Source organism: Luteimonas sp. WGS1318 (assembly GCF_043187535.1).
GTDB lineage: Bacteria > Pseudomonadota > Gammaproteobacteria > Xanthomonadales > Xanthomonadaceae > Luteimonas.
The window spans coordinates 1,716,703-1,740,812 of sequence record NZ_CP171131.1 but is presented as its reverse complement, the minus strand read 5'-3'; the positions used below and the strand labels follow the sequence as shown (position 1 = coordinate 1,740,812).

The following is a 24,110-nucleotide window of genomic DNA, read 5'->3' as shown; positions in this document are numbered from 1 at the left end:
GCCGGATCAGTGCGCGGCGGCGGCTTCGCAGGCGCCTGCGGGCGGGGTCCAGTCGGACATCGTCGACCACGGACGCGAGGTGTCGTGCAGCACCAGCACCAGTGCGCGGCGCATGGCGGGGCCGATGCCGACCAGGGTCATGGGCGTCTCCGCGTCGGTGATCCCGTTTTCGCCTGCGCCGATCACGGTTGCGCCGGCCTGCGTCTGGACGCACTGCGCGCCCTCGAGCACATGGAACGCCTCGGGGCCCGAATGTGCGTGCACCATCGGCCGCATGCCGGCGGGCGTGCTCGATTCCATGTAGCGCGCCGTATAGGACAGGCCGCGCGTGACCGGGAGCGGGCCGATCACTGCGATGCGCTCACCCGAACCGGCGTTCCAGGTCTGCGGTTCGATCGCGAACAGCCACGCCCTGCCCTGCGACATCAACGCCTGCTGACGCGGTCCAGCCACCGCCGCCCGCGCATCGGCCAGCGCGGGGAACGCGACGATGTGCCAGTACAGCGGTTGCGCCGGCAGGTCCGGCACGGCGTGGGCGTCGAGGAGATAGCAGCCGATCTCGCCCTGCCGGTCCCCGACGGGTGTTTCGCAGCGGCCCGGGACCTGTGCGCCGAGAGCTGCGGATAGTCCAGTGCCCAGCACGGCAATCAGCCAGCGGGCGCTCCGCAGGCGGTGCGAACGGGCTTGCATGGCGACGCTTCAGCGAAGGCTCTCTTCCGGAGAAGGTCGACCGGCGGCAAACCGGCCGCGGAGCGCGTCGTCAGCCTGCGGCGTCCGCCGCTTCGAGCGTGTTCTGCATCAGCGTGGCGACGGTCATCGGCCCCACGCCGCCCGGCACGGGCGTGATCCAGCTGGCGCGCTGCGCGGCGGCGGTGAAGCCGACATCGCCGACCAGGCGGCCGTCGTCGGTGCGGTTGATGCCGACATCGATCACCACGGCCCCCTGTTTCACCCAGTCGCCCGGGATCAGCGCCGGACGGCCAACCGCGACGACCAGGATGTCGGCCTCGCCGACGTGGCGTCGCAGCACCTCCGGCGGGGTGAAGCGGTGGCAGGTGGTGACGGTGCAGCCGGCGATCATCAGCTCCAGCGCCATCGGCCGGCCGACATGGTTGCTGACGCCGACGATGGTCGCGCTCTGCCCGCGCACGGGACGGTCGGTGTAGGCCAGCAGCGTGGTGATGCCGCGCGGCGTGCACGGGCGCAGGCCGAACTGGCGCAGCGCCAGGTGGCCGACGTTGGCCGGGTGGAAGCCGTCGACATCCTTGCGCGGATCGATGCGTTCGATCAGCCGGTTGGCATCGGGAATGCCGGGCAGCGGCAGCTGGATCAGGATGCCGTGCACGGCCGGGTCGGCGTTGAGGCGGTCGATCAGGGCGCTCAACTCGGCTTCGGTGGTGCCCACGGGCAGGTCGAAATCGAAGGCCTGGATGCCGACCTTCTCCGCCGCCCGGCGCTTGTTGCGCACGTAGGACTGCGAAGCCGGGTCCGCGCCCACCAGCACCACGGCCAGCCCCGGACGCGACCGGCCTGCCGCGAGGCGCGCATCCACGCGTACACGCAGTTCGTCGAGCAGAGTGTCGGCAATGCGCTTGCCGTCGAGGATGCGGGCCGGGGTGGGAGCAGCGGCGGTCATGCGGAGCGGCTTCGACGAAACGGGGCGTGTATTGTCGCCGATTCCGGCTGCGGGGTCCGCGTGTATGCCCTGCCCCGGTAGGAGCGCGCTGGCGCGCGATCGGGCTTTCCCGGGAAGCGCCCCTTCGCGCGCCAGCGCGCTCCTACACGGTGGGCCGATGCGCGCGGCGGCTGGCGTCGGTCACCTGAGAGCGTCGCGCGGCCGAACACGCCGGCGGATTCGCAGCCCCCTGCCTTCGTAGGGGCGCGCTCGCGCGCGATCGGGGCGTTCCCGAAAAACGCCCTTCGCGCGCAAGCGCGCTCCTACACGGTGGGCCGAGGCGCTGCGGCGGCTGGCGTCGATCAACTGAGAGCATCGTGCGGCAGAACACGCCGGCGGATTCGCAGGCTCCTGCCTTCGTAGGAGCGCGCTGGCGCGCGATCGGGGCGTTCCCGGAAAACGCCCGTTCGCGCGCAAGCGCGCTCCTACACGGGGCCACGGTTGCAACAGGCGCGCTTGCAGGGCGTGGGCCGGGCACCGATCCTGTGGGCCTTCCCTGCTTTCGGAGACTTCCATGGCCGACGCCACGCACGCCCTCACCGACGACGCTCGCACGCGCGTCGAGGCGGCCGCCTTCCGCCGCCTGCTCGCGCATCTCAACGAGGCGCGGCCGGACGTGCAGAACATCGATCTGATGGTGCTGGCCGGCTTCTGCCGCAACTGCCTGGCCGACTGGTACCGCGATGCGGCGGCCGCCGAGGGTGCACCGCTGGACAAGGACGCTGCGCGCGAGGCGGTTTACGGCATGCCGTTCGCGCAGTGGAAGGCGATGCACCAGAAGGACGCGACGCCCGAACAGCTGGCCGCGTTCGAAGCCGCGCAACGCGCACACCCGCCGGGCTGACGATGCGCCTGCTGGGGTTCGCGCTGCTGGCCGCGGCACTCGGCTACGGCGCGCTGTGCGTGGCGATGCTGCTGGGCCAGCGCCAACTGCTGTACATGCCGGGCGCCACCCGGGTGCCGGCCACGGCGACGGATTTCGCGCTGGAACGCGAGGACGCGGTGCTGCGCGGCTGGCGCATCGGGCCCGAGGACGGGCGGCCGCTGCTGTACTTCGGCGGCAACGCCGAACGGGTCGAAGCGAACCGTGCTGATTTCGCCCGCTGGTTCCCCGGCCATCGCGTGTACCTGCTGGCCTACCGCGGCTACGGCGCGAGCGACGGCACGCCGGCGGCCGCGACGATGAAGGCGGATGCGCTCGCCCTGTACGACGCGGTGGCCGCGGCGCATGACGGCGACGGCGTCGACGTGATCGGACGCAGTGTCGGCAGCGGTGTCGCCAGCCATGTCGCGGGCCATCGGCCGGTGGCCCGGCTCGCGCTGATCACGCCGTTCGACGATCTGGCGCGCGTGGCGCAGGGCCATTACCCATGGCTGCCGGTGCGCTGGTTGCTGCGCGAGCACTACAGCCCGGCGCGCGACCTGGCGACGTTCGGGGGCGAGGTGCTGATCCTGCGCGCGGATCGCGACACGATCGTGCCGCCGGGCCGCGCGGATGGCCTTGCCGAGGCGTTGCCCACGCCGCCGCGCGTGGTCGCGTTCGCCGACGCCGGGCACAACGACATCCAGCAGGTTCCCGGGTATTCCGAGGCGCTGTCGGCGTTCCTCCGCTAGATAGCCTGCGGACACGCCCGCCATTCCCGCGGCTTTCAACGGACGCATGTCCGATCACGCGGAATGCGCGTTTCAACAGCCAAGCCGCTGGTCAATCTCGCGCCTTCCAGCGCTTGAACCCGGCGTCACCGGATGACCCGCCATAAGGCGGTTGAGGATCCCGCGTTCGCGGGAATGACGAGAAAGCGCAGACGTATCGGGACCTTCCGTAACGGCGTTTGCCGGATCGCGAATTCGCGCCGACGCGGTCGGCGCCCTTACGGGCAGCGCGGCAGACCATCCCCCACGCTGCATTCGACACAACACATCGGCGCGGATCCGGCCGGACGGTCAGCGGCCGGCGAGACGAGCGGCGCCGCGAGTTGCAACGGGGCCGACGGCGTCAGCGCAGCCAGTTCCGCGGCGGGCCGGAGCTGCAGCAGCACGGCCCAATCCTGGCGGTTCGCATCGCAGCTCTGCGGCGTGTCGGGCGTGCACGGCGGATCCTCGATCGCGCGCATCGACAACGCGGCGAACTGCCCGCCCGCGCTGAGCGGCAGGATCCGCATCGTCACCCCGTCGAGCACGTTGCCGCCGACGAGATAGGCGTTGGCATCGCCCTCGCCCGCCGCGCCCACCACGATGTCGCAATGCATGCCGAGCCCGCCGTCCTCGCTGCTGAGCAGGGTCGCCAGGCCGGCGAAGCCGAACACCCGGTTCGCGGCCCGCACCGAGCACAGCATGTCGCCGCGCGCCGGGCGTGCGGCCACCGGATTGGCCACGCGGTAGGCGCTGGTCTCGGGGTTGCGATAGGCATCGCGCACGTAGTCCACGTGGCTCGCGGAGCCGTTGAACCCGGGCAGTTGCGCGCGCCGCGCGGTCCACGACACGAACGCCGCCGACCACGGCACGTCGACGAGGAACGCCCGGCAGGCCGCCGACGGCTGGGTGGCGAACGGTGCGAGCGTGCAGTCGTAAGCACCCGGCCGTTGCTGCAGACGCGACAGCAGGCCCGCACCCTGCCAGTAGCCCGCGACCCGGCGCCAGGCCTGTTCTCCGCTGGTCAGCAAGGCGGTTTCCGCTTCGCGCACGGTCGAGCCGGCGTAGCGCCCGCGCTCGTCGATGAAGGGGCGATGCCAACGCAGGTGTTCCTCGCAGGCGGCGGCGGCGAGCCGGGTGGCCGGGTCGGCGGCGTCGACCTGGGCACGCAGCAAGGGACAGGGATCGGCCGCGAATGCCGCCAGCGGCGACAGCAGCAAGGCCAGCGCCAGCAGGCGCGTCAGCAGATGGCGCATCGCGCACTCCATCCGCGCGGGGGGCACGCGGTCGATGCATCGTGCCGGATGGCGACGTGAAGGTGTGTCGCGCGCCCCGGCTCAGCCGGCGGCGCAGAACGCCGCGTAGTCGATGTAGCCGGGAAATGCGCGGCCGGGCGCGCAAACCGGACAGTCCGGGTCGGGCGCCAGCCGCGTCTGCCGGAACTGCATGCGCAGCGCATCGAACTGCAGCAGCCGCCCGCTCAGCGGCTCGCCCAGGCCGAGCAGCAGCTTCAGCACCTCGGTCGCCTGCAACAGGCCGATCACGCCCGGCAGCACGCCGAGCACGCCGACTTCCGAACAGTTGGGCGCGGCCTCGGGCGGCGGCGGTTCGGGAAACAGGCAGCGGTAGCAGGGACATTGCCCGCGCGCGCGGCCGGCATCGAACACGCTGACCTGGCCTTCAAAGCGATGCACCGCGCCGTAGACCAGCGGCACGCCGTGCAGCACGCAGGCATCGTTGAGCAGATAGCGCACGGGGAAGTTGTCGGCGCCGTCGAGCACCACGTCCACGCCGTCGAGCAGCCGGTCGACGTTGGCACTGGTCACGCGCTCGGCGACGGCGTCGATGCGGGTGCGCGGATTCAGACCCGACAGCGTGGTGGCGGCGGAGGCCACCTTCGGCTGACCGATGCGGTCCTCGGCATGCAGGATCTGGCGCTGCAGGTTGCTGCGGTCGACGACATCGTCGTCTGCGATGCGCAGCGTGCCGACGCCGGCCGCGGCGAGGTAGTACGCGGCGGGCGAACCGAGACCGCCAGCGCCGATCACCAGCACGGTCGCTTCGGCGAGACGCTGCTGGCCGGCGAGACCGATCTCCGGAAGCTTGAGGTGCCGCGAGTAGCGGTCGTGGAAATCCAGATCGATGTCGCCGTCGGGCAGCACCGTGGGCAGCCCCTCGGCCTGCCAGGCGCTGGTGCCGCCGGCGACCGAGGCGAGGTCGGTGTAGCCCAGCGCCGCCAGGGTGTCGGCGGCCTGCATCGAACGCCGACCGCTCTGGCAGATCAGTACGAGCGGCGCGTCGCGATCGGGCGCGTGGGCCTGGGGGGCGGCTTCCAGCGCGGCGCGGTCGATGCCGTCTGCGCCCTCGGCCATACCGGTGATCCGCTCGTGCGCCTCGCGCACATCGATCAGGCGCACGCCCTGCTGCTGGCGTTGCCGGGCCTGTGCCGGCGTGAGTTCCTGGATGGCCATGGCGCGATTATCGCGCGGAACGCATAGGCGGCGCCTGTAGGAGCGCGCTGGCGCGCGAAGGGCATTACCAGGAACGCCTCATCGCGCGCCAGCGCGCTCCTACAGGTGATGGCAGTCCGGCACGTCAGCCGGTCCGCCGGCCGGTTGCAGACGCGACCCGAGCGCGATCATCGTGCGAAGCGGCGTCCGCCATCCCATGTAGGAGCGCGCTCGCGCGCGAAGGGCATTACCGGGAACGCCTCATCGCGCGCGAGCGCGCTCCTACAGGGTGGTGCCGGCATACGCCGACAGGCGCGCAGGCCGAATGCACGCGAGAAGCCGGGAGCGAACACGATCCGCGCATCCGAAGATGCCACGGTCATCACGCAGATCTAGGTGCCCCGTGTAGGAGCGCGCTGGCGCGCGAAGGGCATCACCGGGAACGCCCCATCGCGCGCGAGCGCGCTCCTACAGGCGGGGTCAGTACGGCAGGACGTCGACCGGGGTACCGGCCGCGTACGCGCGCGGGCCGGCGTCGAGCACGATCAGCGCGTCCGAGTCGGCCGCAGCCTGCATGCGGTGCGAGCCGTCGGCCGGGTTGGGCTCGACCCAGGAAATGCCCTCGCCGTCGATCCACCAGCGGCCGCGCAGCAGTTCGAGGCGTTCGTGTTTCTTGGTCCACTCCGAGGCCAGCCGCGCGCGTCGCACGGGCCGTGGTGCCCTGCCCTGCAGACCGTCGACGAGGCGACGTCCCAGGGCGAGCCAGGTCGCCAGCACCGAGACCGGATTGCCCGGCAGGCACAGGAACAGCGCCGGACCGAGCGTGCCGCCTTCGGCCAGCAGCAGCGGCATGCCGGGTTTCATCATCACCTTCCAGACCCGCACGCGGCCGCGCCGCTGCAGCAGCTCGGGCAGCAGGTCCTTCTCGCCCGCGGACACACCGCCGCAGGTCAGCACCAGGTCGAAGGCCTCGCCGGCGTGGCGCAGCGCGGAAGTCACCTGCGCCGCGTCGTCGGGCAGCGTCGGGAACGCGACCGGCTCCAGTCCCTCGGCGCGCAGCAGGCCCATCAGCTGGTCGCGATTGGAGTTGTAGATCTGCCCGGGCCCGAGCGCCATACCGGGCTCGACGAGCTCGTCGCCGGTCGCGAACACGGCAACCGTCGGCCGTCGCACCACGTCCAGCTGTGCGAGCCCCTGGGACGCCGCGAGCCCGATGCGCGCGGGCGTCAGCGTGTCGCCGGCATGCAGCAGCAGATCGCCGACGCGCGAATCCTCGCCCGCGCGGCGCACGTGCTGGCCTGGACGGGGCGCGATCTGCACGACGACGTCGTCGCCATCGAGCGCGGTGTTCTCCTTCATCACCACGGTGTCGGCACCGGCCGGCAGCGGCGCGCCGGTGGTGATGCGCACGCAGCTGCCGGCCGCCACCGTCAATGCGGCATCGGGGCCGGCGAACTGCTCGCCCACCAGGCGCAGGCGCGACGGCGCGCCGTCGGCGGCGAGGTCGGCGTGGCGCAGCGCGAAGCCGTCCATCGCGGAATTGTCGAACGGCGGCTGCGGCAGCGTGGCGACGACATCGCGCGCCAGCACGTGGCCGTGCGCGCGCGACAGCGAGACCGTCTGCGGCTGCAGACGATGCTCGGCGGCGACGGCGTCGACGATCGCGCACGCCTCGGTGAACGCGATCCGGAACGGAAAATCGTGGGCGGAATCAGGGGTCGGCGATGCCGGCATCGATCAGATCATCAGGGGTATTGAGGTTGCCGAAGCGTACACCGTCGAGTCGGACGCCCTGCATGCCGAGCGCCTGCTGCAGCCCGCGCACCGCGTAGTCGCCCCGCTCGAATGCCGCCGCGATCACCGGCCCGGTACGCGTCGTGGACCACAGCGCGACGAGCGGCTGCACGCCGTCGTCGTCGATGGCGTAAGCACCCGTTTCGCCGGCCAGCAGCGCGAGCATCGGCAGCAGCCGTGTGTCGGCGTGCACCAGATCGACCGGCAGCGTGAGCAGCCAGGGCGTCGTCGTCGCGGCGACCAGTGCATCCAGCCCGGACAGCGGTCCCGCGTCGGTGACACGGTCCTGCACGGTGTCGAGCCCGTGGGCCGCATAGCGTTCCAGCGCGGTGTTCGCACTCACCAGCACGCGGGTGACGCGCGGCGCGAACGCCTGCTGCAGACGCAGCACCTGGGCCACCCCGTCGCGCGCCAGCCAGGCCTTGTCGCGCCCGCCAAGACGGGACGCGCGGCCGCCGGCGAGCAGGCCGAGCGTGAGCGTGTCCGCGGTGGGCGCGGCGGTCACTTGCCCTTGACGTGGCGGATCAGGCGCTTGCGCTTGGCGAGCTGGCGATCGCTCAGCACGTTCTTCTTGTCCTTGTACGGGTTGTCGCCTTCCTTGAAGACGAACCGCACCGGCGTGCCGACCAGCTTGAAGCGCTTGCGGAAGAAGTTCTCGAGATAGCGCCGGTAGCTCTCCGGCAGCGTGCGCAGACGGTTGCCGTGGACGACGATCGTCGGCGGGTTCTCGCCGCCCGGATGGGCGAAGCGCAGCTTGGGCGCGTGGCCGCGCACGACCGGCGGCGGATTGGTCTCGTAGGCGATCTCGAGCGCCTTGGTGACGTCGGCGGTGTTGAACTTGTAGTTCGCCGACGCATGCGCGTGGTGGATCGCGCGGAACAGCTCGCGCAGGCCCGACCCGTGCTTGGCGCTGATGCGCACGGTCTCGGCCCAGGGCACGAACGCGAGCTTGCGCGACAGCAGCGCCTCGGTCTGCTCGCGCTGGTAGTCGGTGAGGCCGTCCCACTTGTTGACCGCGACGACGAGCGCGCGGCCGGAATCGAGCACCGCGCCGAGCACGCTGGCGTCCTGATCGGTCACGCCTTCGCTGGCGTCGATCATCACCACCGACACCTGCGAATGCTCGATCGCCTGCAGGGTCTTGATGATCGAGAACGTCTCGACCGCTTCTTCGACCTTGGACTTGCGGCGGATGCCGGCGGTATCGACCAGGCGGTACTTGCGGCCGTCGCGTTCGAGATCGACCTCGATCGAGTCGCGCGTGGTGCCGGCGACTTCGGAGGCGATCATCCGCTCCTCGCCGAGGATCCGGTTGACCAGGGTCGACTTGCCGACGTTGGGGCGACCGACGAAGGTCACCCGCACGCGGTCGGGATCGGCGTCGAGCTGCTCGGTCTGGCCGTTCTCGGGGAGCTTTTCCAGAACCTCGTCGACCAGCTCGTCGATGCCGTGACGGTGCGCGGACGACACCGCCAGCACGTCGGAAAACCCGTAGCGCGAGAATTCCGCGAGCGCGCTGCGCGCGTCCAGGCCGTCGGTCTTGTTGATGATCAGATAGGTCGGCTTGTCGATCTTGCGCAGCCAGCGCAGGATCTCGTCGTCGAGCGCCGAGGCGCCTTCGCGGCCATCGACGACGAACAGCACCAGATCCGCCTCGGCCGCCGCCGCGCGCGACTGTTTCGCCGTTGGACCGGCCAGGCCGCTGGCCTCCAGGTGCACGTTCTCACCGGCGATGCCGCCGGTGTCGACCAGCGCGAACGGGCGCGCGCCGAGGCGGCAGATGCCGTAGTGGCGGTCGCGTGTCACGCCGGGCTCGTCGTGGACGAGTGCGTCCCGGGTGCGGGTCAGCGCATTGAACAGCGTCGACTTGCCGACATTGGGGCGGCCCACGAGGGCAACGAGCGGAAGCATGGGCGATCCGGTTTGAAAAGAGGAGAGAAACAAAGCGGCTGCGATCGGCAGCCTCAACGCGAACGGCCCCGGGCAGCGAGACTACCCGGGGCCGTAGTGTCGCACCCGAGACGGGTGCGCGGTCCGGCATACCGGCCGGGGGCCCTCGCGGGCATCCCCGACCGCCGGGAAAGACTTACTGGGCGAGACGCCAGGCGGTGACGTTGCCGTCGATGTTCTGGACCACCAGCACACCATCGGCCACGACCAGCGTGCCGCGGATCGCGGCACGTCCCGCGCGCTGGCGGGCCACGAACTCGCCGTCGTCCAGGCGCATCCAGTGCAGGTAGCCGTCGTAGTCGCCGACCACGGCGTAGTCGCCCTGGATCGCCGCGCCACTGAGGTTGCGCCGCGCCAGTGCAGGCTGCTGCCAGGCCGCCGTGCCGCTGAACTTGTCCAGGCCCCACACGGTGCCGTTGGGGTCGGTCACGACCACGCGCACCGCACCGACGCCCGGCCGGTTCGCGCCGCCGTGCTCGCTGACCCACAGCGGGCGACCGCTCGGACCTTCCAGCGCCATCGTCCGCTGCTTGTAGCTGCTGGCGAACAGCGCGGCGTCGTCGAGCACCGGGGAGCCATCGACGTCGGCCATGCGTTCGAGTTCGGTGCGGCCGTCGGGCTGGGCGATGGCCTGCTCCCACAGCACGCGGCCGTCGGTCAGCGACAGTGCGGCGATCGTACCGTCGTCGTTGCCGACGAACACGAAACCCGGGCCGAGGGTCGGCGCGTCGTTGCCGCGCACGGTCAGCGACGGCAGCTCGCGCACCCAGAACCAGCGACGCTCGCCGGTGGCGACATCGAACGCGGTCACGCGCCCGTCGTTGGACCGCACCAGCGCAAGGCCCTGCCCGACCACCGGGGCTGCGATGACCTCGTTGGGCACGTTCGCCGTCCAGCGCTCGGCACCGGTGGCGGCGTCGAGTGCGACCACTTCACCGTCGAGCGAGCCGACCACGACCACGCCGTCACCCACGCCCGGACCGCCGCTGAGGCGCAGATCGGAGTCGTGCTGCCAAACCGAGGCACCGGACTGCAGGTCGAACACCCGCACGCCGCCGCGGATCGCCGCGACGTAGACGCGACCATCGACCACGGCCGGCGCCTGACGCACGCCGAGACGGCCTTCGCCCTTGCCGGCGTTGGCCGACCACAGGCGGTCGACCGACACGGTGGGGGTGATGTCGACCAGCGGCGCGGGTTCGGTCAGGGCCTTGGCCTGGGCCTTTTCGCTGTTGCCGAACCAGCCGCGCACGGTGCTGCATCCGGTCACCGCGAACACGCACAACGCGATCGCCGCAATCCGCAGCGCGCGGGACGGAACGGGGGGAGCCACGACGGGCGCCGTCTGCTGGGTCATCAGGATTCAACCTCGGGTTCGTCGGGTGTACCGCCGACTTCGGAAAGCTTGAGTTCGAGCAGGCCACGCTGCGGCGCGGCGCTGTCGAGAGTGCGAAGCGCGGCGGTGTAGTCGTCGCGCGCCTGGTCGAGCTGCTCGAGCGCGAAGTGGGCATCGCCCCGCGCCTCGAGCGACACCGCGTCGCGCGCATCGGCCAGCAGGGTCAGGGCTTCTTCGCCGCGACCGGCATCGGTCAGCAGGCGCGCCAGGCGCTGCTGGACGACCGCCGCGAGGCCGGGCTCGGTGCGTTCGACCGACTGCAGCGTGGCGATCGCCGTGTCACGGTCGCCGGCGTCGAGCTGCGCCTTGGCCAGCTGCAGGGCAGCGAGTTCGCCGTAGGCGCCGTCGGGAAGATCGGCCACGCGCTGACCGGCCCGTTCGAGATCACCGCCGGTGAGGTCGAGGACCGCCGCCTGGTAGGCCGCGTTCTGCTCCATGGCCTGCGTCTGCGTGCGGGCCTTCCAGTACTGCCAACCGAAGATCAGGGCGCCGCCAAGCACCAGACCGCCGATCAACCCCAGACTGTTGTCGCGAAGCCAGGCCTTGACCCGCTCCCCCTGTTCGCGCTCGTCCAGCAACTCGTCAATCGCCATATGGTCTCTACGCCCGCCTCGATCGGCAGGTCACAACGGATGAAATGAAAACGCCGGCGGTCTCGACCGCCGGTCGACCGGGCCGAGCCCGGAGGCGCCGCGGTTACTCGGAGATCGGCGCCAGAACGCCGTCGGAGGATACCGTAAAGCGCGCGACGCTGGCCCGCTGGAAGCCGGACAGATCCTGAACGTCGCCACCGCGCACCACGTCGACCGCGCCGGCGTTGCCGAGCACGACCCGGCCCACGTCGCCGATTCCGAAACGACGCTCCTGGCCTGCACGCACCAGCGCGTGTTCGATCTGACGGCCGTCGCGGCCGTTGACTTCCATCCAGCTGTCGCCGTTGAAGCGCAGCATCAGCTCGCCGGACGCAGTGGAATCGACGGCCGGCGCCTCGTCGGCGGGTACTGCGGGCTGCGCGCGCTTCGACAGACCGGTCAGCGATGCCGTGACCGGCGTCGGGCCGGCGGGCCGCGACTCGGGCTGCGCGACCGTTGGATCATTCGCCAGCCCGAGCGACGCGGTGACGTCGTCGACGCTGCCGACATGGGTGCGCGTGGCGACCCATACGGGCACGACGATCAGCGCGGTGATCACCACATAGACCGCACGGCCCATGGCCTTGTCGAGCATGCGCTGCATCGGCGGCGTATAGGTCCGCGGTGTCAGCTCGGGCGCCTGCGCCAGGGTGGCGTCGGGCACGCTGTCCGACAGTGCTTCAGGCAGGCCGAGCAGCCGCAGGTAACTGCGCAACTGGCCGCGCACGAAGACCTGGGCACCCAGCCGGCTCCAGTTCTCGGCCTCGAGGGCCTCGACCACCCGAAGCTGCATGCGCAGACGTCCCGCCACGTCGGCCACGCTCAGACCCGCCTGCTCGCGCGCCGCGCGCAGCCGCTCCCCGACCCCAGACGAAGGCGCTGGCACGGTCTGGTTCGAAGAACTCATGGTGGACTGGCTTCCCTTGGCTGAAGGTTCTGCGAGGACGGAAAATCCGTTCGAAGGCGTTGCAGGTATCGCTCGGCGGCGTTGGAGTCGCCGAGCCCCTGTTCGATACGTGCCGCCAGTTGCAATGCTGCCGCAGTTGCGGGCCCCGCTGCAAGACGTCTTTGCGAAAAAGCGCGCGCTTCGAAATGACGCCCTTGCCCGGCGAGCAGACGGGCCATCGCATCGAGTGCGACCGGGCTCACAGGATCGAGCTCCAGCGCGGCACGCAGATCGGGTTCCGCGCGTCCGGGCTGCCCTGCATCCAGCGCGCAGGCGCCGGCATTGGCGAGTGCACCGGCGGTATCGCCATAGCGGGCATCGCGCATCGCGGCGTCGAAATACGCCAGCGATTCGGCGGCGCGGCCATTGCCGCACAGCCACGCCCCGTAGTTGTTGAGGTAGGCCCCCTGCTCCGGCGCGTGCTCGGTGGCCGCCCGGTAGAACGCGCCCGCCTGCTCGCGGCGACCGCGGCGCTCCTGCACCATGGCGAGGATGGTATTGGCATCGGCGGCGGTGCCCGGAACGCGAAGCGCCTGGCGCGCGGCACGCTCCGCATTGGCGTCGTTGCCGGCGTCGAGTTCGCGGCTGGCCAATGCGATCTGCTGCCGGGCCTCGTCGGCGCGGCGCGCCTCGGGCGTACCGCGGGTGTTGTAGGACGGCGGATCCACCCGGAGGTTGCTCTTCCCGCTGGGCTTGACGAAATCGAGGCGGGAGCAGCCGAACAATGCCGGCAGCAGAATCAGGACGAGCGCTGCATCACGCAGCCGCATCGACACCATCTCCGCCTTCCGCCAGCCGCTTGCGATGATCGGCCTGGCGACGCGTGCGATCGGCGACCTGGCCCTTGAGCTGGCCGCAGGCCGCGTCGATGTCATCGCCACGGGTACGGCGCACCGGCGCGATGCGACCGGATTCGTTGAGCAGCTTCTGGAACCGGCGGATCGTGGCGTCGTCCGGGCGCGCGTACCGCGTGCCCGGGAAGGGGTTAAACGGGATCAGATTGACCTTCGCCGCGTCCTTCATCTGCAGACGGTTGTCGAACTCGCGCATCAGCCGGGCCAGCTCGCGCGCATGCTGCGGCTGGTCGTTGACGTCCTTCATCAGCGTGTATTCGAAGGTGATCGACTCGCCGCGCTTGCGCTGGGCGTAGCGCACGCAGGCGTCCATCAGCTCGGCGATGGGGTACTTCTTGTTGAGCGGCACCAGTTCGGTGCGCAACGCATCGTTGGCGGCGTGCAGCGAGACCGCCAGCGAGACGTCGCTGACTTCGGCCAGCTTGTCGATCATCGGCACCATGCCGGCGGTCGACAGCGTCACGCGCTTGTTCGCCAGCCCGTAGCCGAGGTCGTCGCGCATGATGCTCATCGCGCGGACGACGTTGTCGAAATTCATCAGCGGCTCGCCCATGCCCATCATCACGACATTGGTCAGGCGGCGCTGCTTGTGCGGCACGTTGCCCAGGTGCTTCGCGGCCACCCAGACCTGGCCGATGATCTCGGCGGTCGACAGGTTGCGGTTGAAGCCCTGGGTGGCGGTGGAACAGAACTGGCAGTTGAGCGCGCAGCCCACCTGCGAGGACACGCACAGCGTGCCCCGGTTCTTGTCGGGGATGTAGACGGTCTCGATCGCGTTCTTGCCGTCCATCGCCAGCAGCCACTTGTGGGTGCCGTCGGTGGAGGGCTTCTCGAACTGCACCTGCGGCACGCGCACTTCGGCATGCGCCTCGAGCTTGGCGCGCAGCGCCTTGCCCAGATCGGTCATGTCGTTGAAATCGGTGACGTGCCGATGGTGGATCCACTTCATGATCTGGTGGGCACGGAAGCGCTTTTCGCCGAGGGTCTCGGCGAAAAAGCGCTCCATACCCTCGCGGTCGAGGTCGAGCAGGTTCTGCTTGGCGACGGTGGCGTCGATGGCGACCTCGGTCACGATGGCATTACTCAGCGGGAAACGACTTCGTCGTTCTTGAAGAAGTACGCGATTTCGGTCTGCGCGTTCTCGACCGAATCCGAACCGTGGGCAGCGTTGGCGTCGATGGAGTCGGCGAAGTCGGCGCGGATCGTGCCCGGCGCTGCGTCCTTCGGGTTGGTGGCGCCCAGCAGGTCGCGGTGCGCGGCCACGGCGTTCTCGCCTTCCAGGGCCTGGATCATCACCGGGCCGGAGGTCATGAACTCGACCAGCGCGGCGAAGAACGGACGCTCCTTGTGCACGGCGTAGAAGCCTTCGGCTTCCTCACGGGTCAGCTGCTTGTACTTGGCGGCCACGATCTTCAGGCCCGCCTTTTCGAAACGGGTGTAGATCTCGCCGATGACGTTCTTGGCGACGGCATCGGGCTTGACGATGGACAGGGTGCGCTCGAGCGCCATTGCGATTCTCCGGGTCTTTGGAATGAGGCCGTCCACTCCGGAACGGCCAAGTCTACATGGAAAAACCCGCGACGGGACGCGGGTTTAGCCAACATGGCTGCGGTAATTCTAACGTATTCGCGGCATGCGACGCAGCCCGACCCCGCCCTCGGGTCATTGACGCGTCAGGCGGAGCGGCGCTAGGATCAAACAAGCGTTTGATTAGGCGGGCACACAGATGGCGATCGGACAGTTCTCCACCAAGGACAAAATCCTCGGCGCGGCCGAGGAACTGTTCGCGGCCCACGGGTTCGCGGGCACGTCCCTGCGACAGGTCACGAGCCGGGCGGACGTCAACATCGCCGCGGTCAACTACCATTTCGGCAGCAAGGAGAACCTCGTCAACGAGGTGTTCCGCCGGCGCATGGACCAGATGAGCGCGCAGCGTCTGGCCCAGCTGGCGCGCGCACGGGCCGAGCATCCGGGGGAGATCGAGCCGATCATCGCCGCGTTCGTCGAGCCCGCGCTCGACATGGCCGGTGGCCGCAGCGGCAGCGGTGCGTTCGTGCGGGTCATCGCCCGGGCCTACGTCGAGAAAAACGACGCGCTGCGCAAGTTCCTCTCCGACCAGTACGGCCATGTGCCGCGCGAGTTCGCATCCGCCCTGTCCGCCTGCCTGCCCGCGCTGGGCAAGGCGGAGCTGTATGGGCGGCTCGATTTTCTCGCCGGCGCCCTGACCTATGCCATGGCCGACTTCGGTCTGATCAAACGCCCAGCGGGCACCACCGAACACGCGCACCGGTCGCGAATCGCCAGTGAACTGATCCGCTTCGCCGCCGCGGGATTCCGCGCCTGATGACCCACCTGGCATGCGCCGGGTTTCTTTTGAAACAAAGGGATGGAGCAAATGTCTGAGAAACTGCTTGTACGTCGCGCCGCCGTTCTCGGAGCGGGCGTCATGGGTGCGCAGATCGCCGCGCACCTGACCAACGCCGGCATCGATACGGTGCTGTTCGACCTGCCCGCGAAGGAAGGCGACAAGGACGGCATCGTGCGCAAGGCGCTTGCGAACCTGGCCAAGCTGAGCCCGGCGCCGCTGAGCAGCAAGTCGCTGGCCGAGTCCATCGTGCCGGCGAACTACGAAACCGGCCTGGCCGAGCTCGAAAGCTGCGACCTGATCATCGAGGCGATCGCCGAGAAGATGGACTGGAAGCAGGACCTCTACCGCAAGATCGCCCCGCACGTGCCGGCGCACGCGGTGCTGGCCAGCAATACCTCGGGCCTTGGAATCAATGCCTTAGCCGATGTTCTTCCCGAAGAACTGCGCCATCGCTTCTGTGGCGTGCATTTCTTCAACCCGCCGCGCTACATGCATCTGGCGGAACTGATCCCGGCCAAGACCACCGACACGTCGGTCCTCGAAGGCCTCGAAGCCTTCCTGACCACCCAGCTCGGCAAGGGCGTGGTCTACGCCAAGGACACGCCGAACTTCATCGGCAACCGGATCGGCGTGTTCTCGATCCTGTCGACGATCCATCACACCCAGGAGTCGGGACTCGGCTTCGACGAGGTCGATGCACTGACCGGCCCCCTGCTCGGCCGTCCGAAGTCGGCGACCTACCGCACCTCCGACGTCGTCGGCCTGGACACGATGTCGCACGTCATCAAGACGATGGCCGACACCCTGCCCGAGGATCCGTGGCACGAATACTTCGCCTCGCCCAAGTGGCTGACCGCGCTCATCGAGAAAGGCGCTCTGGGCCAGAAGACCGGTGCCGGCATTTTCCGCAAGGCGGGCAAGGACATCCTGGTCCTCGATCTCGAAACGCAGGACTACCGCACCTCCGACCGCAAGGCGGCCGACGAGGTCGTCGCGATCCTCAAGACCAAGGACCCGGCCGAGCGCATGGCCCAGCTGCGCGCCAGCGAACATCCGCAGGCGCAGTTCGTCTGGGCGATCCTGCGCGACCTGTTCCACTACAGCGCCGTGCACCTGGAAGACATCGCCGAGACCGCGCGCGACGTGGACCTGGCGATCCGCTGGGGCTACGGCTGGCAGCAGGGTCCGTTCGAACTGTGGCAGGCCGCCGGCTGGAAGCAGGTCGCCGACTGGATCGCCGAGGACATCGTCGCCGGCAAGACCATGAGCAGCGCGCCCCTGCCCGACTGGGTGTTCGACGGCCGCGAAGGCGTGCACGCCGCCGAGGGCAGTTACAGCCCGTCGAAGAACGCCAAGCTGCCGCGCTCGGCGCTGCCGGTGTATCGCCGCCAGCGCTTCCCCGATCCGCTGCTCGGCGAGCGTTTCGAGCAGGGCGAGACGGTGTACGAGAACGACGGCGTCCGTCTGTGGACCGACGGCGACGACATCGGCGTGATCAGCTTCAAGACCAAGATGCACACGGTCTCCGACCACGTGCTCGACGGCATCCAGGAAGCGATCGGCATCAGTGAACAGAAGTTCAAGGGTGTGGTGATCTGGCAGCCGAAGGAGCCGTTCTCGGCCGGTGCCGATCTCGCCGGCGCGCTCGGCCTGCTGCAGGCCGGCAAGGTCGACGCGTTCGAGGCGATGGTCGAGAACTTCCAGAAGACCAGCCAGCGCATCAAGTACTCGCTGGTGCCCGTGGTCGCGGCCGTGCGCGGTCTGGCGCTGGGCGGCGGCTGCGAGTTCCAGATGCACAGCGCGCGCACCGTCGCGCATCTCGAAAGCTACATCGGCCTGGTCGAGGCCGGCGTCGGCCTGTTGCCGGCCGGTGGCGGCCTGAAGGAACTGGCCGTGCGTGCATCGGAAGCCGCCGGTCCGAACGGCGACGTGTTCGCCGAGCTGAAGAAGACCTTCGAGACCATCGCGATGGCCAAGGTGTCGAACTCGGCAGTCAACGCCAAGGAGCTCGGCCTGCTGCGCAGCGATGACATCGTGACCTTCAACGCGTTCGAGCTGCTGCACGTCGCACGCCAGCAGGCATCGGCGCTGGCCGAAGCCGGCTATCGCCCGCCGCTGCCCGCACGTGCGATCCGCGTCGCCGGCGATGTCGGCATCGCCACGTTCAAGATGCTGCTGGTCAACATGCTCGAAGGCCGTTTCGTCAGCGAATACGACTACGAGATCGCCGAGCGCATCGCCACCGTGCTCTGCGGCGGCGACGTGGACCGCAACGCGCTCGTCGACGAGGACTGGCTGATCCGTCTGGAGCGCAAGCACTTCGTCGAGCTCGCCCAGCAGGAGAAGACCCAGGCGCGCATCGGTCACATGCTCAAGACGGGCAAGCCGCTTCGGAACTGACGTTCCGCGGGATTTGGAATTCGGGAGTCGGGATTCGGAACAGCGGGTCCCCGGCGCCCACCACCACTACATTCCGCCGGAGGCGGGGCAACATCGGGTCACCGGGATTCGCTCTTTCGAATCCCGACTCCCGAATCCCCAATCCCGGCGTTCGGAGAACGCCATGAAGCAGATCCAGGACGCCTACATCGTCGCCGCCACCCGCACCCCGGTGGGCAAGGCGCCGAAGGGCGTGTTCCGCAACACCCGTCCCGACGACATGCTGGCGCACGTGCTCAAGGCCGTCGTCGCGCAGGCGCCGGGTATCGACGTCAACCGCATCGACGATGCCGTGATCGGCTGCGCGATGCCCGAGGGCGAGCAAGGCATGAACGTGGCGCGCATCGGCGTGCTGCTGGCCGGCCTGCCCGACACCGTCGCCGCGCAGACGGTCAACCGCTTCTGCTCGTCCGGCCTGCAGGCGCTGGCGCTGGCCGCCAACGAGATCCGCCTCGGCAACGCCGACCTGATGCTCGCCGGCGGCACCGAATCGATGTCGATGGTGCCGATGATGGGCAACAAGGTCGCGCTCAGCCCGAGCGTGTTCAAGGACGACCATGTCGCGATCGCCTACGGCATGGGCATCACCGCCGAGAAGGTCGCCGAGGAATGGAAGGTCTCGCGCGAGGACCAGGACGCGTTCGCCCTCGCCTCGCACCAGAAGGCGATTGCCGCGATCCAGGCCGGCGAGTTCAAGGACGAGATCAGCCCGTACGAGATCGTCTCGCACCAGCCCGACCTCGCCGGCAATGCCGTGCGTCTGAAGAAGCTATTGGTCGATACGGATGAGGGCCCGCGCCAGGACTCGTCGATCGAAGGCCTGACCAAGCTGCGTCCGGTGTTCCGCAACGGCCAGTTCGGCGGTTCGGTGACGGCCGGCAACAGCTCGCAGATGAGCGACGGCGCCGCCGGCATCCTGCTGGCGTCCGGCCGTGCGGTGCAGGACTACGGTCTGAAGCCGCTGGCGCGCTTCGTCAGCTTCGCCGTCGCCGGCGTGCGCCCTGACGTCATGGGCATCGGCCCGATCGCGGCGATTCCGAAGGCGCTGGCGCAGGCCGGCCTCACGCTGGACGACATCGACTGGATCGAGCTCAACGAAGCCTTCGCCGCGCAGGCGCTGGCGGTGATCCGCGACAGCGGCCTCGACCCGGACAAGGTCAATCCGCTGGGCGGCGCGATCGCGCTGGGCCATCCGCTGGGCGCGACCGGTGCGATCCGCACCGCGACCATCGTCCACGGCATGCGCCGTCGCAAGAAGCGCTACGGTCTGGTGACGATGTGCATCGGCACGGGCATGGGCGCGGCGGGTGTGATCGAGGCGCTCTGAGGTCAGCGCTCAGCTGCAGAAGCGCGCTCGCGCGCGATGGGCTCTCCCGGACGAGCTGTCCCGCGAAAGCGTTTTTGCGCGCAAGCGCGCGCCTACAGGATAGAAAAAGCCCCGGCGATGCCGGGGCTTTTTCGTTGAATTCGCCGTTGCGGATTACGACTGCAACGGAATCGCGCGGATCTCGACGTGACGGTCCCTGCGGCCCGCGTCCATAGCAGGCGCGCGCTCGCGCGCGATTGGCTCTCCCGGACGAGCTGCCCGCGAAAGCGCTTCGCGCGCAAGCGCGCTCCTACCGAACAAAAAAAGCCCCGGCAGTGCCGGGGCTTTTCGGATGGCACCTGGTTGAGCCGATTACGACTGCAGCGGGATCACACGGATCTCGACGCGGCGGTTCAGCGCACGGCCCTGATCGGTGCTGTTGTCGGCGACCGGACGCGTCTTGCCGAAGCCGACGATCTCGAAGCGCTGGCGCAGCAGGCCCTGGCCGATCAGGTAGTTGCCCACGGAATCAGCGCGCTGCTGCGAGAGACGCTGGTTCACAGCATCAGAACCGACGCTGTCGGTGTGGCCCGAAATCTCGACGATGGTCTGGTCGTACTCGGCCAGCGTCCGCGCGACGTTGTTGAGCGCCGGATAGAACTGCGGCTTGAGATCAGCGCGACCGAAGTCGAAGGTCACACCGTCCGGCAGGTTGAGCTTGATGACGTCGCCGTCGCGATTGATCTCGATGCCGGTGCCCTGGGTCTGGCGACGCAGTTCCGCTTCCTGGCGGTCCTGGTACGCGCCGACGGCGCCACCCGCCAGGCCGCCCACGCCGGCGCCGACCATCGCGCGCTGACGACGCTCGGTGGCGTCACCGCCGCTGAGCAGGCCGGCGACGGCGCCGATGCCCGCGCCGATCAGGGCGTTGTTGCGGGTGCGGTTCGGGTCGTCCGGCGCATTGGTCTGACCGGTGTAGCTGGCGCAGCTGCTCAGCAGCAGGGCGCCGGCGAGCGCGGTGGTGAGGCCTGCGGAAGTCGATGTGCGCATGGAATGTCTCCTGGTGGTCGCGGAACGCGGACATACGGCCCGCGATGAAAGATCGGCGCCGACGTTAACCCGTTCAGGATGCAAGTGAAGTGACGGGCACGCTTGCGATGCGGTGCCTGTTCAGGTGCGCGACGCAGTGAGCCGGAATGCCCCCGCTTCCACCGCTGCGGCGGGCAGGTCCCCGTCTGGCCAACGCCTCGATCGCCGTCCCGCGAGGCGTCTAAGCCGGCGGTGGCGCGTCGTGTCAGCGGGTGTCGCGATAGGCCGCCAGCGCCGCGTCGCGGCCTGCTTCGAGCCCGACGATGGGTGCGCGCGGATAGTCGGGCGCGACCGCGGCCAGCAGGTCGGGATCCCGCCAGGGTGCGAAGCGCAGCGGCACAGGCAGGTCGGCGAGCTCGGGCACCCAGCTGGCGATGTACTCGCCGCGGGGATCGAACTTCTCGGCCTGGGTCACCGGATTGAAGATCCGGAAATACGGCGCCGCGTCGGCCCCGGTGCCGCCGATCCACTGCCAGCCGAGTGAATTGTTCGCAAGATCCGCGTCGACCAGCGTGTCCCAGAACCAGCGCGCACCTTCGCGCCAGTGCAGCCGCATGTGCTTGCACAGGTAGCTGCCGACGATCATCCGCACCCGGTTGTGCATCCAGCCCAGGTGCCACAGCTCGCGCATGCCGGCATCGACGATGGGCACGCCCGTCAGTCCCCGGCGCCAGGCCTCGATGCGTCGGCCGTCGCGGCGCTCCCACTGGAAGCTGGCGAACCGGGGATTGAAGTCCTCGGCCGGCGTCTTGGGAAAGTGGTGGAGCAGATGGTGGGCGAACTCGCGCCAGCCGAGTTCGCGGACGTAGGCGTCGATGTCGGCCGCGTTGCCGGCGTCGCGCGCGCTCTCGAGGGCGGCCACGATGCGCCAGGGGGCGATCTCGCCGAAGTGCAGATGCGGCGACAGGCGCGAGGTGCCCGCCTGGTCGGGACGGTCGCGGCCCGCGCGATAACCGCGCAACGCGCCGTCTTCGAACACCTCGAGCGCCTCGTGGGCCCCGGCCTCCCCGGGCGACCACATCGGCCAGAATCCGCGATCCCAGGCCGGCGTGGCGGCCAGCAGGAGATCATCCAGCGGCACACCGGCCGGCCCCGCGTCAACGTCCGGAAGCGTGCGCGGCGCGGTCCAGGGCACCGCCGGCTGCCATTGGGTCAGCGCCTTGCGCCAGAACGGGGTGAATACCTTGTACGGGCCGTCCTGACCGGTGCGCAGTTCCCAGGGCTCGAACAGCAGGGCGCCATTGTGGCTGTCGGCGCGGATGCCGTCCTCGCGCAGGGCACGCTTGATCCGCGCGTCGCGCTGCTCGGCGGCCGGTTCGTAGCGCCGGTTCCAGAACACCGCTTCGGCCTCGCAGGTCTGGACCAGCGTGCGCAACGTCGGCAGCGTGGGACCGTGGAACAGGCGCAGGCGCGCGCCGCGTCGGCGCAGCTCGGCATCCAGTGCCGCCAGCGAGCGGTGCCGCCACGCGTTCGACGCCGCACCCGGGGCCCAGTCGCCCTCCTCGTCCGGTGCATGGATGTAGACGCAGACGGGCGCGAGGCCGGCATCGAGCGCCGCGCGCAACGCCGGATGGTCGTCGAGGCGCAGGTCGTTGCGGAACCAGACGATGCCGTTGGCCATCCCGCCTCCCATGAGCGAAACCGATGTGGGCCGAGAGCATGCAGCAAGCGCGCGTACAGCGACAGCAGGACGGCCGTCTTCCGCAGGAGGCGACGCGCCTTGCGTAGGGGCCGCTGCGACGCCGTGCCACGCCTTTCGCGCGGGATTGGTTCAAAATGCGCCGTTCTGGCCCGTCGACACCGGGGCCGCCCGCTGCCTGCGTAGACCCGTGACCGATTCCCCGTTCCCCATCGAAGCCTCGCCCGAACTCGCACAGCACGCCATCGCCGAGGAGTTCGCGTTTTTCAGCGACTGGTCGGAGCGCTACCAGTATCTGATCGACCTCGGCCGCAAGCTGCCCGCCTTTCCCGATGACCTGAAGACCGAGGCCAACCGGCTGCATGGTTGCCAGTCGATGGTCTGGATCGTGCCCGCGGGCGACGCCGACCGGCTCGAGTTCGCGGCGGCCAGCGATTCGGCCATCGTCTCCGGCCTGATCTACCTCGCACTGCGGGTGTACTCGGGCCGCAGCGCCCGCGAGATCCTCGACACCGACGCCAGCTACATCGGTGACATCGGCCTGGCCAAGCATCTATCGCCGACCCGCAGCAACGGCCTGGCCGCCCTGCTCGCCTTCATCAAGGCGCAGGCGCAGCGCGCCGTGGCGTGAATCCGCCGTCCGCAGACGTTCCGGAGTCCACTGCACCTGTAGACACCAGCCGTGCTGCGCCATTGCGCAACCGGAATTTCCGCGCCCTGCTCGGCTACCGCATCTGCACGATCCTGTCGTACCAGATCGTCGCGGTGACGGTGGGCTGGCACATCTACGCCGAAACCGGGAACCCGTGGATGCTCGGGCTCGTCGGCCTCGCGGAAGTGTTGCCCTACTTCTGCGTTGCGCCGTTCGCCGGCTACCTCGTCGACCATCTCCCGCGGCGCAGGCTGGGCATGGTCGCCGCGACCGGGCTCGCGCTCACGCCGTTGCTGCTGGCGCTGATCGTGCTCGACGTGATAGCCGGCAGCATCTGGCTGCTCTATCTGCCGATCGTGCTGACCGGCATGGTTCGCGCGTTTCTGGGGCCGGTCTACAACGCGCTCTTCGCACGCGTGCTCCCGCGTGAGCAGTACGTGCGCGGGGCGAGTCTCGGCAGCATCGTGTTCCAGAGCGCATTGGTGCTCGGTCCTGCGATCGGCGGGCTGCTGATCGCGCCGATCGGCATTCCCGGCGTGTTCGTGCTCGCCGCGGTCCTCGCCTTGACGGTGATCGTCTTCCTGGCGCGTATGGAGGTCACCGAGCCGGCGCCGCGGCTGCAGCGCGAACCGGTGTTTGCGAGCATTGCCGACGGCGCGCGCTTCGTCTTCGGGCACCAGATCCTGCTCGCGGCGCTGGCGCTGGACATGTTTGCCGTGCTGTTCGGCGGTGCGATCTCGCTGGCGCCGGCGTTCATCCACGACATTCTCGACTACGGTCCAGAAGGCCTGGGCATCCTGCGTGGTGCGCCGGCCCTCGGCGCCGTCGCGATGGGCATCTGGCTGGCGCGCAACCCGATCCAGCGCAACGCCGGCCGGGTGCTGCTGATCGCGGTGGCCGGCTTCGGGCTGTGCATGATCGGCTTCGGCCTGTCGACGGCGTTCTGGCTGTCGGCGTTCCTGCTGCTCCTGTCGGGCATGTGCGACGGCGTCTCGGTGGTGATGCGCTCGACGATCATGCAGCTGGCCACGCCGGACCACATGCGCGGCCGGGTGTCGTCGATCAACGGGCTGTTCGTCGGCTCGTCGAACGAGATCGGCGCGTTCTACATGGGCTCGATGGCGCGCCTGCTCGGCCTGGTGCCCGCCGTGGTGCTGGGCGGCTTCATGACCCTGGGCGTGGTCGCAGTGACCGCGAAGAAGGCCCCGGTGCTGCGCCGGCTGGATCTGCGGGAGCTGGCCCGGCACCCGTGAACGGCGATTCCGGGCCGCCGTCTCCTCAAAAGAAA

General features: G+C 69.5%; 22 protein-coding genes. 7 read left to right on the top strand and 15 right to left on the bottom strand.

Annotated features, from left to right (window positions below):
* Positions 1–6: 6 nt before the first annotated feature.
* Positions 7–690, bottom strand: coding sequence for a hypothetical protein (locus ACF3M1_RS08055; RefSeq protein WP_394005050.1), 684 nt, complete (start codon positions 688–690; stop codon positions 7–9).
* Between the two features lie 70 nt (positions 691–760).
* Complete coding sequence (gene folD / locus ACF3M1_RS08050; protein ID WP_394005049.1) at positions 761–1,636, bottom strand: bifunctional methylenetetrahydrofolate dehydrogenase/methenyltetrahydrofolate cyclohydrolase FolD; 876 nt, start codon at positions 1,634–1,636, stop codon at positions 761–763.
* Positions 1,637–2,189: 553 nt separating this feature from the next.
* Between folD and ACF3M1_RS08045 the strand changes: the two genes are divergently transcribed.
* Positions 2,190–2,519 (top strand): DUF1244 domain-containing protein, encoded by a 330-nt coding sequence (locus tag ACF3M1_RS08045; protein ID WP_394005048.1) that lies wholly within the window; start codon positions 2,190–2,192, stop codon positions 2,517–2,519.
* 2 nt (positions 2,520–2,521) lie between these two features.
* Positions 2,522–3,289 (top strand): alpha/beta hydrolase, encoded by a 768-nt coding sequence (locus ACF3M1_RS08040; protein WP_394005047.1) that lies wholly within the window; start codon positions 2,522–2,524, stop codon positions 3,287–3,289.
* Positions 3,290–3,546: 257 nt separating this feature from the next.
* Here the strand turns inward: ACF3M1_RS08040 and ACF3M1_RS08035 are convergent, their stop codons facing one another.
* From ACF3M1_RS08035 to ndk, 11 genes are all read right to left on the bottom strand, one after another.
* Positions 3,547–4,563, bottom strand: a complete 1,017-nt coding sequence (locus ACF3M1_RS08035) for a DUF2272 domain-containing protein (RefSeq protein WP_394005046.1) — start codon at positions 4,561–4,563, stop codon at positions 3,547–3,549.
* A gap of 81 nt (positions 4,564–4,644) precedes the next feature.
* Positions 4,645–5,778: a molybdopterin-synthase adenylyltransferase MoeB gene (gene moeB / locus ACF3M1_RS08030; protein ID WP_394005045.1), complete on the bottom strand. Its 1,134-nt coding sequence runs from the start codon at positions 5,776–5,778 to the stop codon at positions 4,645–4,647.
* 459 nt (positions 5,779–6,237) lie between these two features.
* Positions 6,238–7,491 (bottom strand): gephyrin-like molybdotransferase Glp, encoded by a 1,254-nt coding sequence (gene glp / locus ACF3M1_RS08025; RefSeq protein ID WP_394005044.1) that lies wholly within the window; start codon positions 7,489–7,491, stop codon positions 6,238–6,240.
* Positions 7,469–8,056 (bottom strand): molybdenum cofactor guanylyltransferase, encoded by a 588-nt coding sequence (locus ACF3M1_RS08020; protein ID WP_394005043.1) that lies wholly within the window; start codon positions 8,054–8,056, stop codon positions 7,469–7,471. The genes glp and ACF3M1_RS08020 overlap by 23 nt, the downstream gene beginning before the upstream one ends.
* A complete protein-coding gene (gene der, locus ACF3M1_RS08015; protein ID WP_394005042.1) occupies positions 8,053–9,462 on the bottom strand; it encodes a ribosome biogenesis GTPase Der in 1,410 nt (469 codons plus the stop codon). The genes ACF3M1_RS08020 and der overlap by 4 nt, the downstream gene beginning before the upstream one ends.
* Before the next feature lie 175 nt (positions 9,463–9,637).
* A complete protein-coding gene (gene bamB / locus ACF3M1_RS08010) occupies positions 9,638–10,858 on the bottom strand; it encodes an outer membrane protein assembly factor BamB (protein ID WP_394005041.1) in 1,221 nt (406 codons plus the stop codon).
* Positions 10,858–11,490 (bottom strand): YfgM family protein, encoded by a 633-nt coding sequence (locus tag ACF3M1_RS08005; RefSeq protein ID WP_394005040.1) that lies wholly within the window; start codon positions 11,488–11,490, stop codon positions 10,858–10,860. Before ACF3M1_RS08005 ends, bamB begins: the two co-directional genes overlap by 1 nt.
* 103 nt (positions 11,491–11,593) lie before the next feature.
* Positions 11,594–12,415: a helix-turn-helix domain-containing protein gene (locus ACF3M1_RS08000; protein ID WP_394005039.1), complete on the bottom strand. Its 822-nt coding sequence runs from the start codon at positions 12,413–12,415 to the stop codon at positions 11,594–11,596.
* 17 nt (positions 12,416–12,432) lie between these two features.
* Positions 12,433–13,245 carry a type IV pilus biogenesis/stability protein PilW gene (gene pilW / locus ACF3M1_RS07995; protein WP_394005038.1) on the bottom strand — a complete coding sequence of 271 codons (813 nt, stop codon included), beginning with the start codon at positions 13,243–13,245 and terminating at the stop codon, positions 12,433–12,435.
* On the bottom strand, positions 13,232–14,335 hold the full coding sequence (gene rlmN / locus ACF3M1_RS07990) for a 23S rRNA (adenine(2503)-C(2))-methyltransferase RlmN (protein WP_394005214.1): 1,104 nt from the start codon (positions 14,333–14,335) through the stop codon (positions 13,232–13,234). The genes pilW and rlmN overlap by 14 nt, the downstream gene beginning before the upstream one ends.
* 77 nt (positions 14,336–14,412) lie before the next feature.
* Positions 14,413–14,838, bottom strand: coding sequence for a nucleoside-diphosphate kinase (gene ndk / locus ACF3M1_RS07985; protein ID WP_394005037.1), 426 nt, complete (start codon positions 14,836–14,838; stop codon positions 14,413–14,415).
* A gap of 217 nt (positions 14,839–15,055) precedes the next feature.
* Between ndk and ACF3M1_RS07980 the strand changes: the two genes are divergently transcribed.
* From ACF3M1_RS07980 to ACF3M1_RS07970, 3 genes are all read left to right on the top strand, one after another.
* Complete coding sequence (locus ACF3M1_RS07980) at positions 15,056–15,673, top strand: TetR family transcriptional regulator (RefSeq protein WP_394005036.1); 618 nt, start codon at positions 15,056–15,058, stop codon at positions 15,671–15,673.
* Positions 15,674–15,724: 51 nt separating this feature from the next.
* Positions 15,725–18,097: a 3-hydroxyacyl-CoA dehydrogenase/enoyl-CoA hydratase family protein gene (locus ACF3M1_RS07975; RefSeq protein ID WP_394005035.1), complete on the top strand. Its 2,373-nt coding sequence runs from the start codon at positions 15,725–15,727 to the stop codon at positions 18,095–18,097.
* A gap of 163 nt (positions 18,098–18,260) precedes the next feature.
* Entirely contained in the window at positions 18,261–19,463 is a 1,203-nt protein-coding gene (locus ACF3M1_RS07970) for an acetyl-CoA C-acyltransferase (protein ID WP_394005034.1), read from the top strand.
* Positions 19,464–19,814: 351 nt separating this feature from the next.
* On the opposite strand, the gene ACF3M1_RS07965 is transcribed toward ACF3M1_RS07970, so the two are convergent.
* Complete coding sequence (locus ACF3M1_RS07965) at positions 19,815–20,492, bottom strand: OmpA family protein (protein ID WP_394005033.1); 678 nt, start codon at positions 20,490–20,492, stop codon at positions 19,815–19,817.
* A gap of 244 nt (positions 20,493–20,736) precedes the next feature.
* Complete coding sequence (locus ACF3M1_RS07960) at positions 20,737–22,152, bottom strand: cryptochrome/photolyase family protein (protein WP_394005032.1); 1,416 nt, start codon at positions 22,150–22,152, stop codon at positions 20,737–20,739.
* 208 nt (positions 22,153–22,360) lie between these two features.
* Here ACF3M1_RS07960 and ACF3M1_RS07955 point away from each other — a divergent pair, with 208 nt between their 5' ends.
* Together ACF3M1_RS07955 and ACF3M1_RS07950 are read left to right on the top strand one after the other, a co-directional pair.
* Positions 22,361–22,801: a SufE family protein gene (locus ACF3M1_RS07955; RefSeq protein WP_394005031.1), complete on the top strand. Its 441-nt coding sequence runs from the start codon at positions 22,361–22,363 to the stop codon at positions 22,799–22,801.
* 62 nt (positions 22,802–22,863) lie between these two features.
* Positions 22,864–24,075 (top strand): MFS transporter, encoded by a 1,212-nt coding sequence (locus tag ACF3M1_RS07950; RefSeq protein ID WP_394005030.1) that lies wholly within the window; start codon positions 22,864–22,866, stop codon positions 24,073–24,075.
* The last annotated feature ends 35 nt before the right edge of the window (positions 24,076–24,110 follow it).

Excerpts from the sequence above, each read along its gene's own strand:
- ACF3M1_RS08055 (WP_394005050.1), bottom strand. The coding sequence starts at position 690 with ATGCAAGCCCGTTCGCACCGCCTGCGGAGCGCCCGCTGGCTGATTGCC.
- folD (WP_394005049.1), bottom strand. The coding sequence starts at position 1,636 with ATGACCGCCGCTGCTCCCACCCCGGCCCGCATCCTCGACGGCAAGCGC.
- ACF3M1_RS08045 (WP_394005048.1), top strand. The coding sequence starts at position 2,190 with ATGGCCGACGCCACGCACGCCCTCACCGACGACGCTCGCACGCGCGTC.
- ACF3M1_RS08040 (WP_394005047.1), top strand. The coding sequence starts at position 2,522 with ATGCGCCTGCTGGGGTTCGCGCTGCTGGCCGCGGCACTCGGCTACGGC.
- ACF3M1_RS08035 (WP_394005046.1), bottom strand. The coding sequence starts at position 4,563 with ATGCGCCATCTGCTGACGCGCCTGCTGGCGCTGGCCTTGCTGCTGTCG.
- moeB (WP_394005045.1), bottom strand. The coding sequence starts at position 5,778 with ATGGCCATCCAGGAACTCACGCCGGCACAGGCCCGGCAACGCCAGCAG.
- glp (WP_394005044.1), bottom strand. The coding sequence starts at position 7,491 with ATGCCGGCATCGCCGACCCCTGATTCCGCCCACGATTTTCCGTTCCGG.
- der (WP_394005042.1), bottom strand. The coding sequence starts at position 9,462 with ATGCTTCCGCTCGTTGCCCTCGTGGGCCGCCCCAATGTCGGCAAGTCG.
- bamB (WP_394005041.1), bottom strand. The coding sequence starts at position 10,858 with ATGACCCAGCAGACGGCGCCCGTCGTGGCTCCCCCCGTTCCGTCCCGC.
- ACF3M1_RS08005 (WP_394005040.1), bottom strand. The coding sequence starts at position 11,490 with ATGGCGATTGACGAGTTGCTGGACGAGCGCGAACAGGGGGAGCGGGTC.
- pilW (WP_394005038.1), bottom strand. The coding sequence starts at position 13,245 with ATGCGGCTGCGTGATGCAGCGCTCGTCCTGATTCTGCTGCCGGCATTG.
- rlmN (WP_394005214.1), bottom strand. The coding sequence starts at position 14,335 with ATGGAGCGCTTTTTCGCCGAGACCCTCGGCGAAAAGCGCTTCCGTGCC.
- ndk (WP_394005037.1), bottom strand. The coding sequence starts at position 14,838 with ATGGCGCTCGAGCGCACCCTGTCCATCGTCAAGCCCGATGCCGTCGCC.
- ACF3M1_RS07980 (WP_394005036.1), top strand. The coding sequence starts at position 15,056 with ATGGCGATCGGACAGTTCTCCACCAAGGACAAAATCCTCGGCGCGGCC.
- ACF3M1_RS07975 (WP_394005035.1), top strand. The coding sequence starts at position 15,725 with ATGTCTGAGAAACTGCTTGTACGTCGCGCCGCCGTTCTCGGAGCGGGC.
- ACF3M1_RS07970 (WP_394005034.1), top strand. The coding sequence starts at position 18,261 with ATGAAGCAGATCCAGGACGCCTACATCGTCGCCGCCACCCGCACCCCG.
- ACF3M1_RS07965 (WP_394005033.1), bottom strand. The coding sequence starts at position 20,492 with ATGCGCACATCGACTTCCGCAGGCCTCACCACCGCGCTCGCCGGCGCC.
- ACF3M1_RS07960 (WP_394005032.1), bottom strand. The coding sequence starts at position 22,152 with ATGGCCAACGGCATCGTCTGGTTCCGCAACGACCTGCGCCTCGACGAC.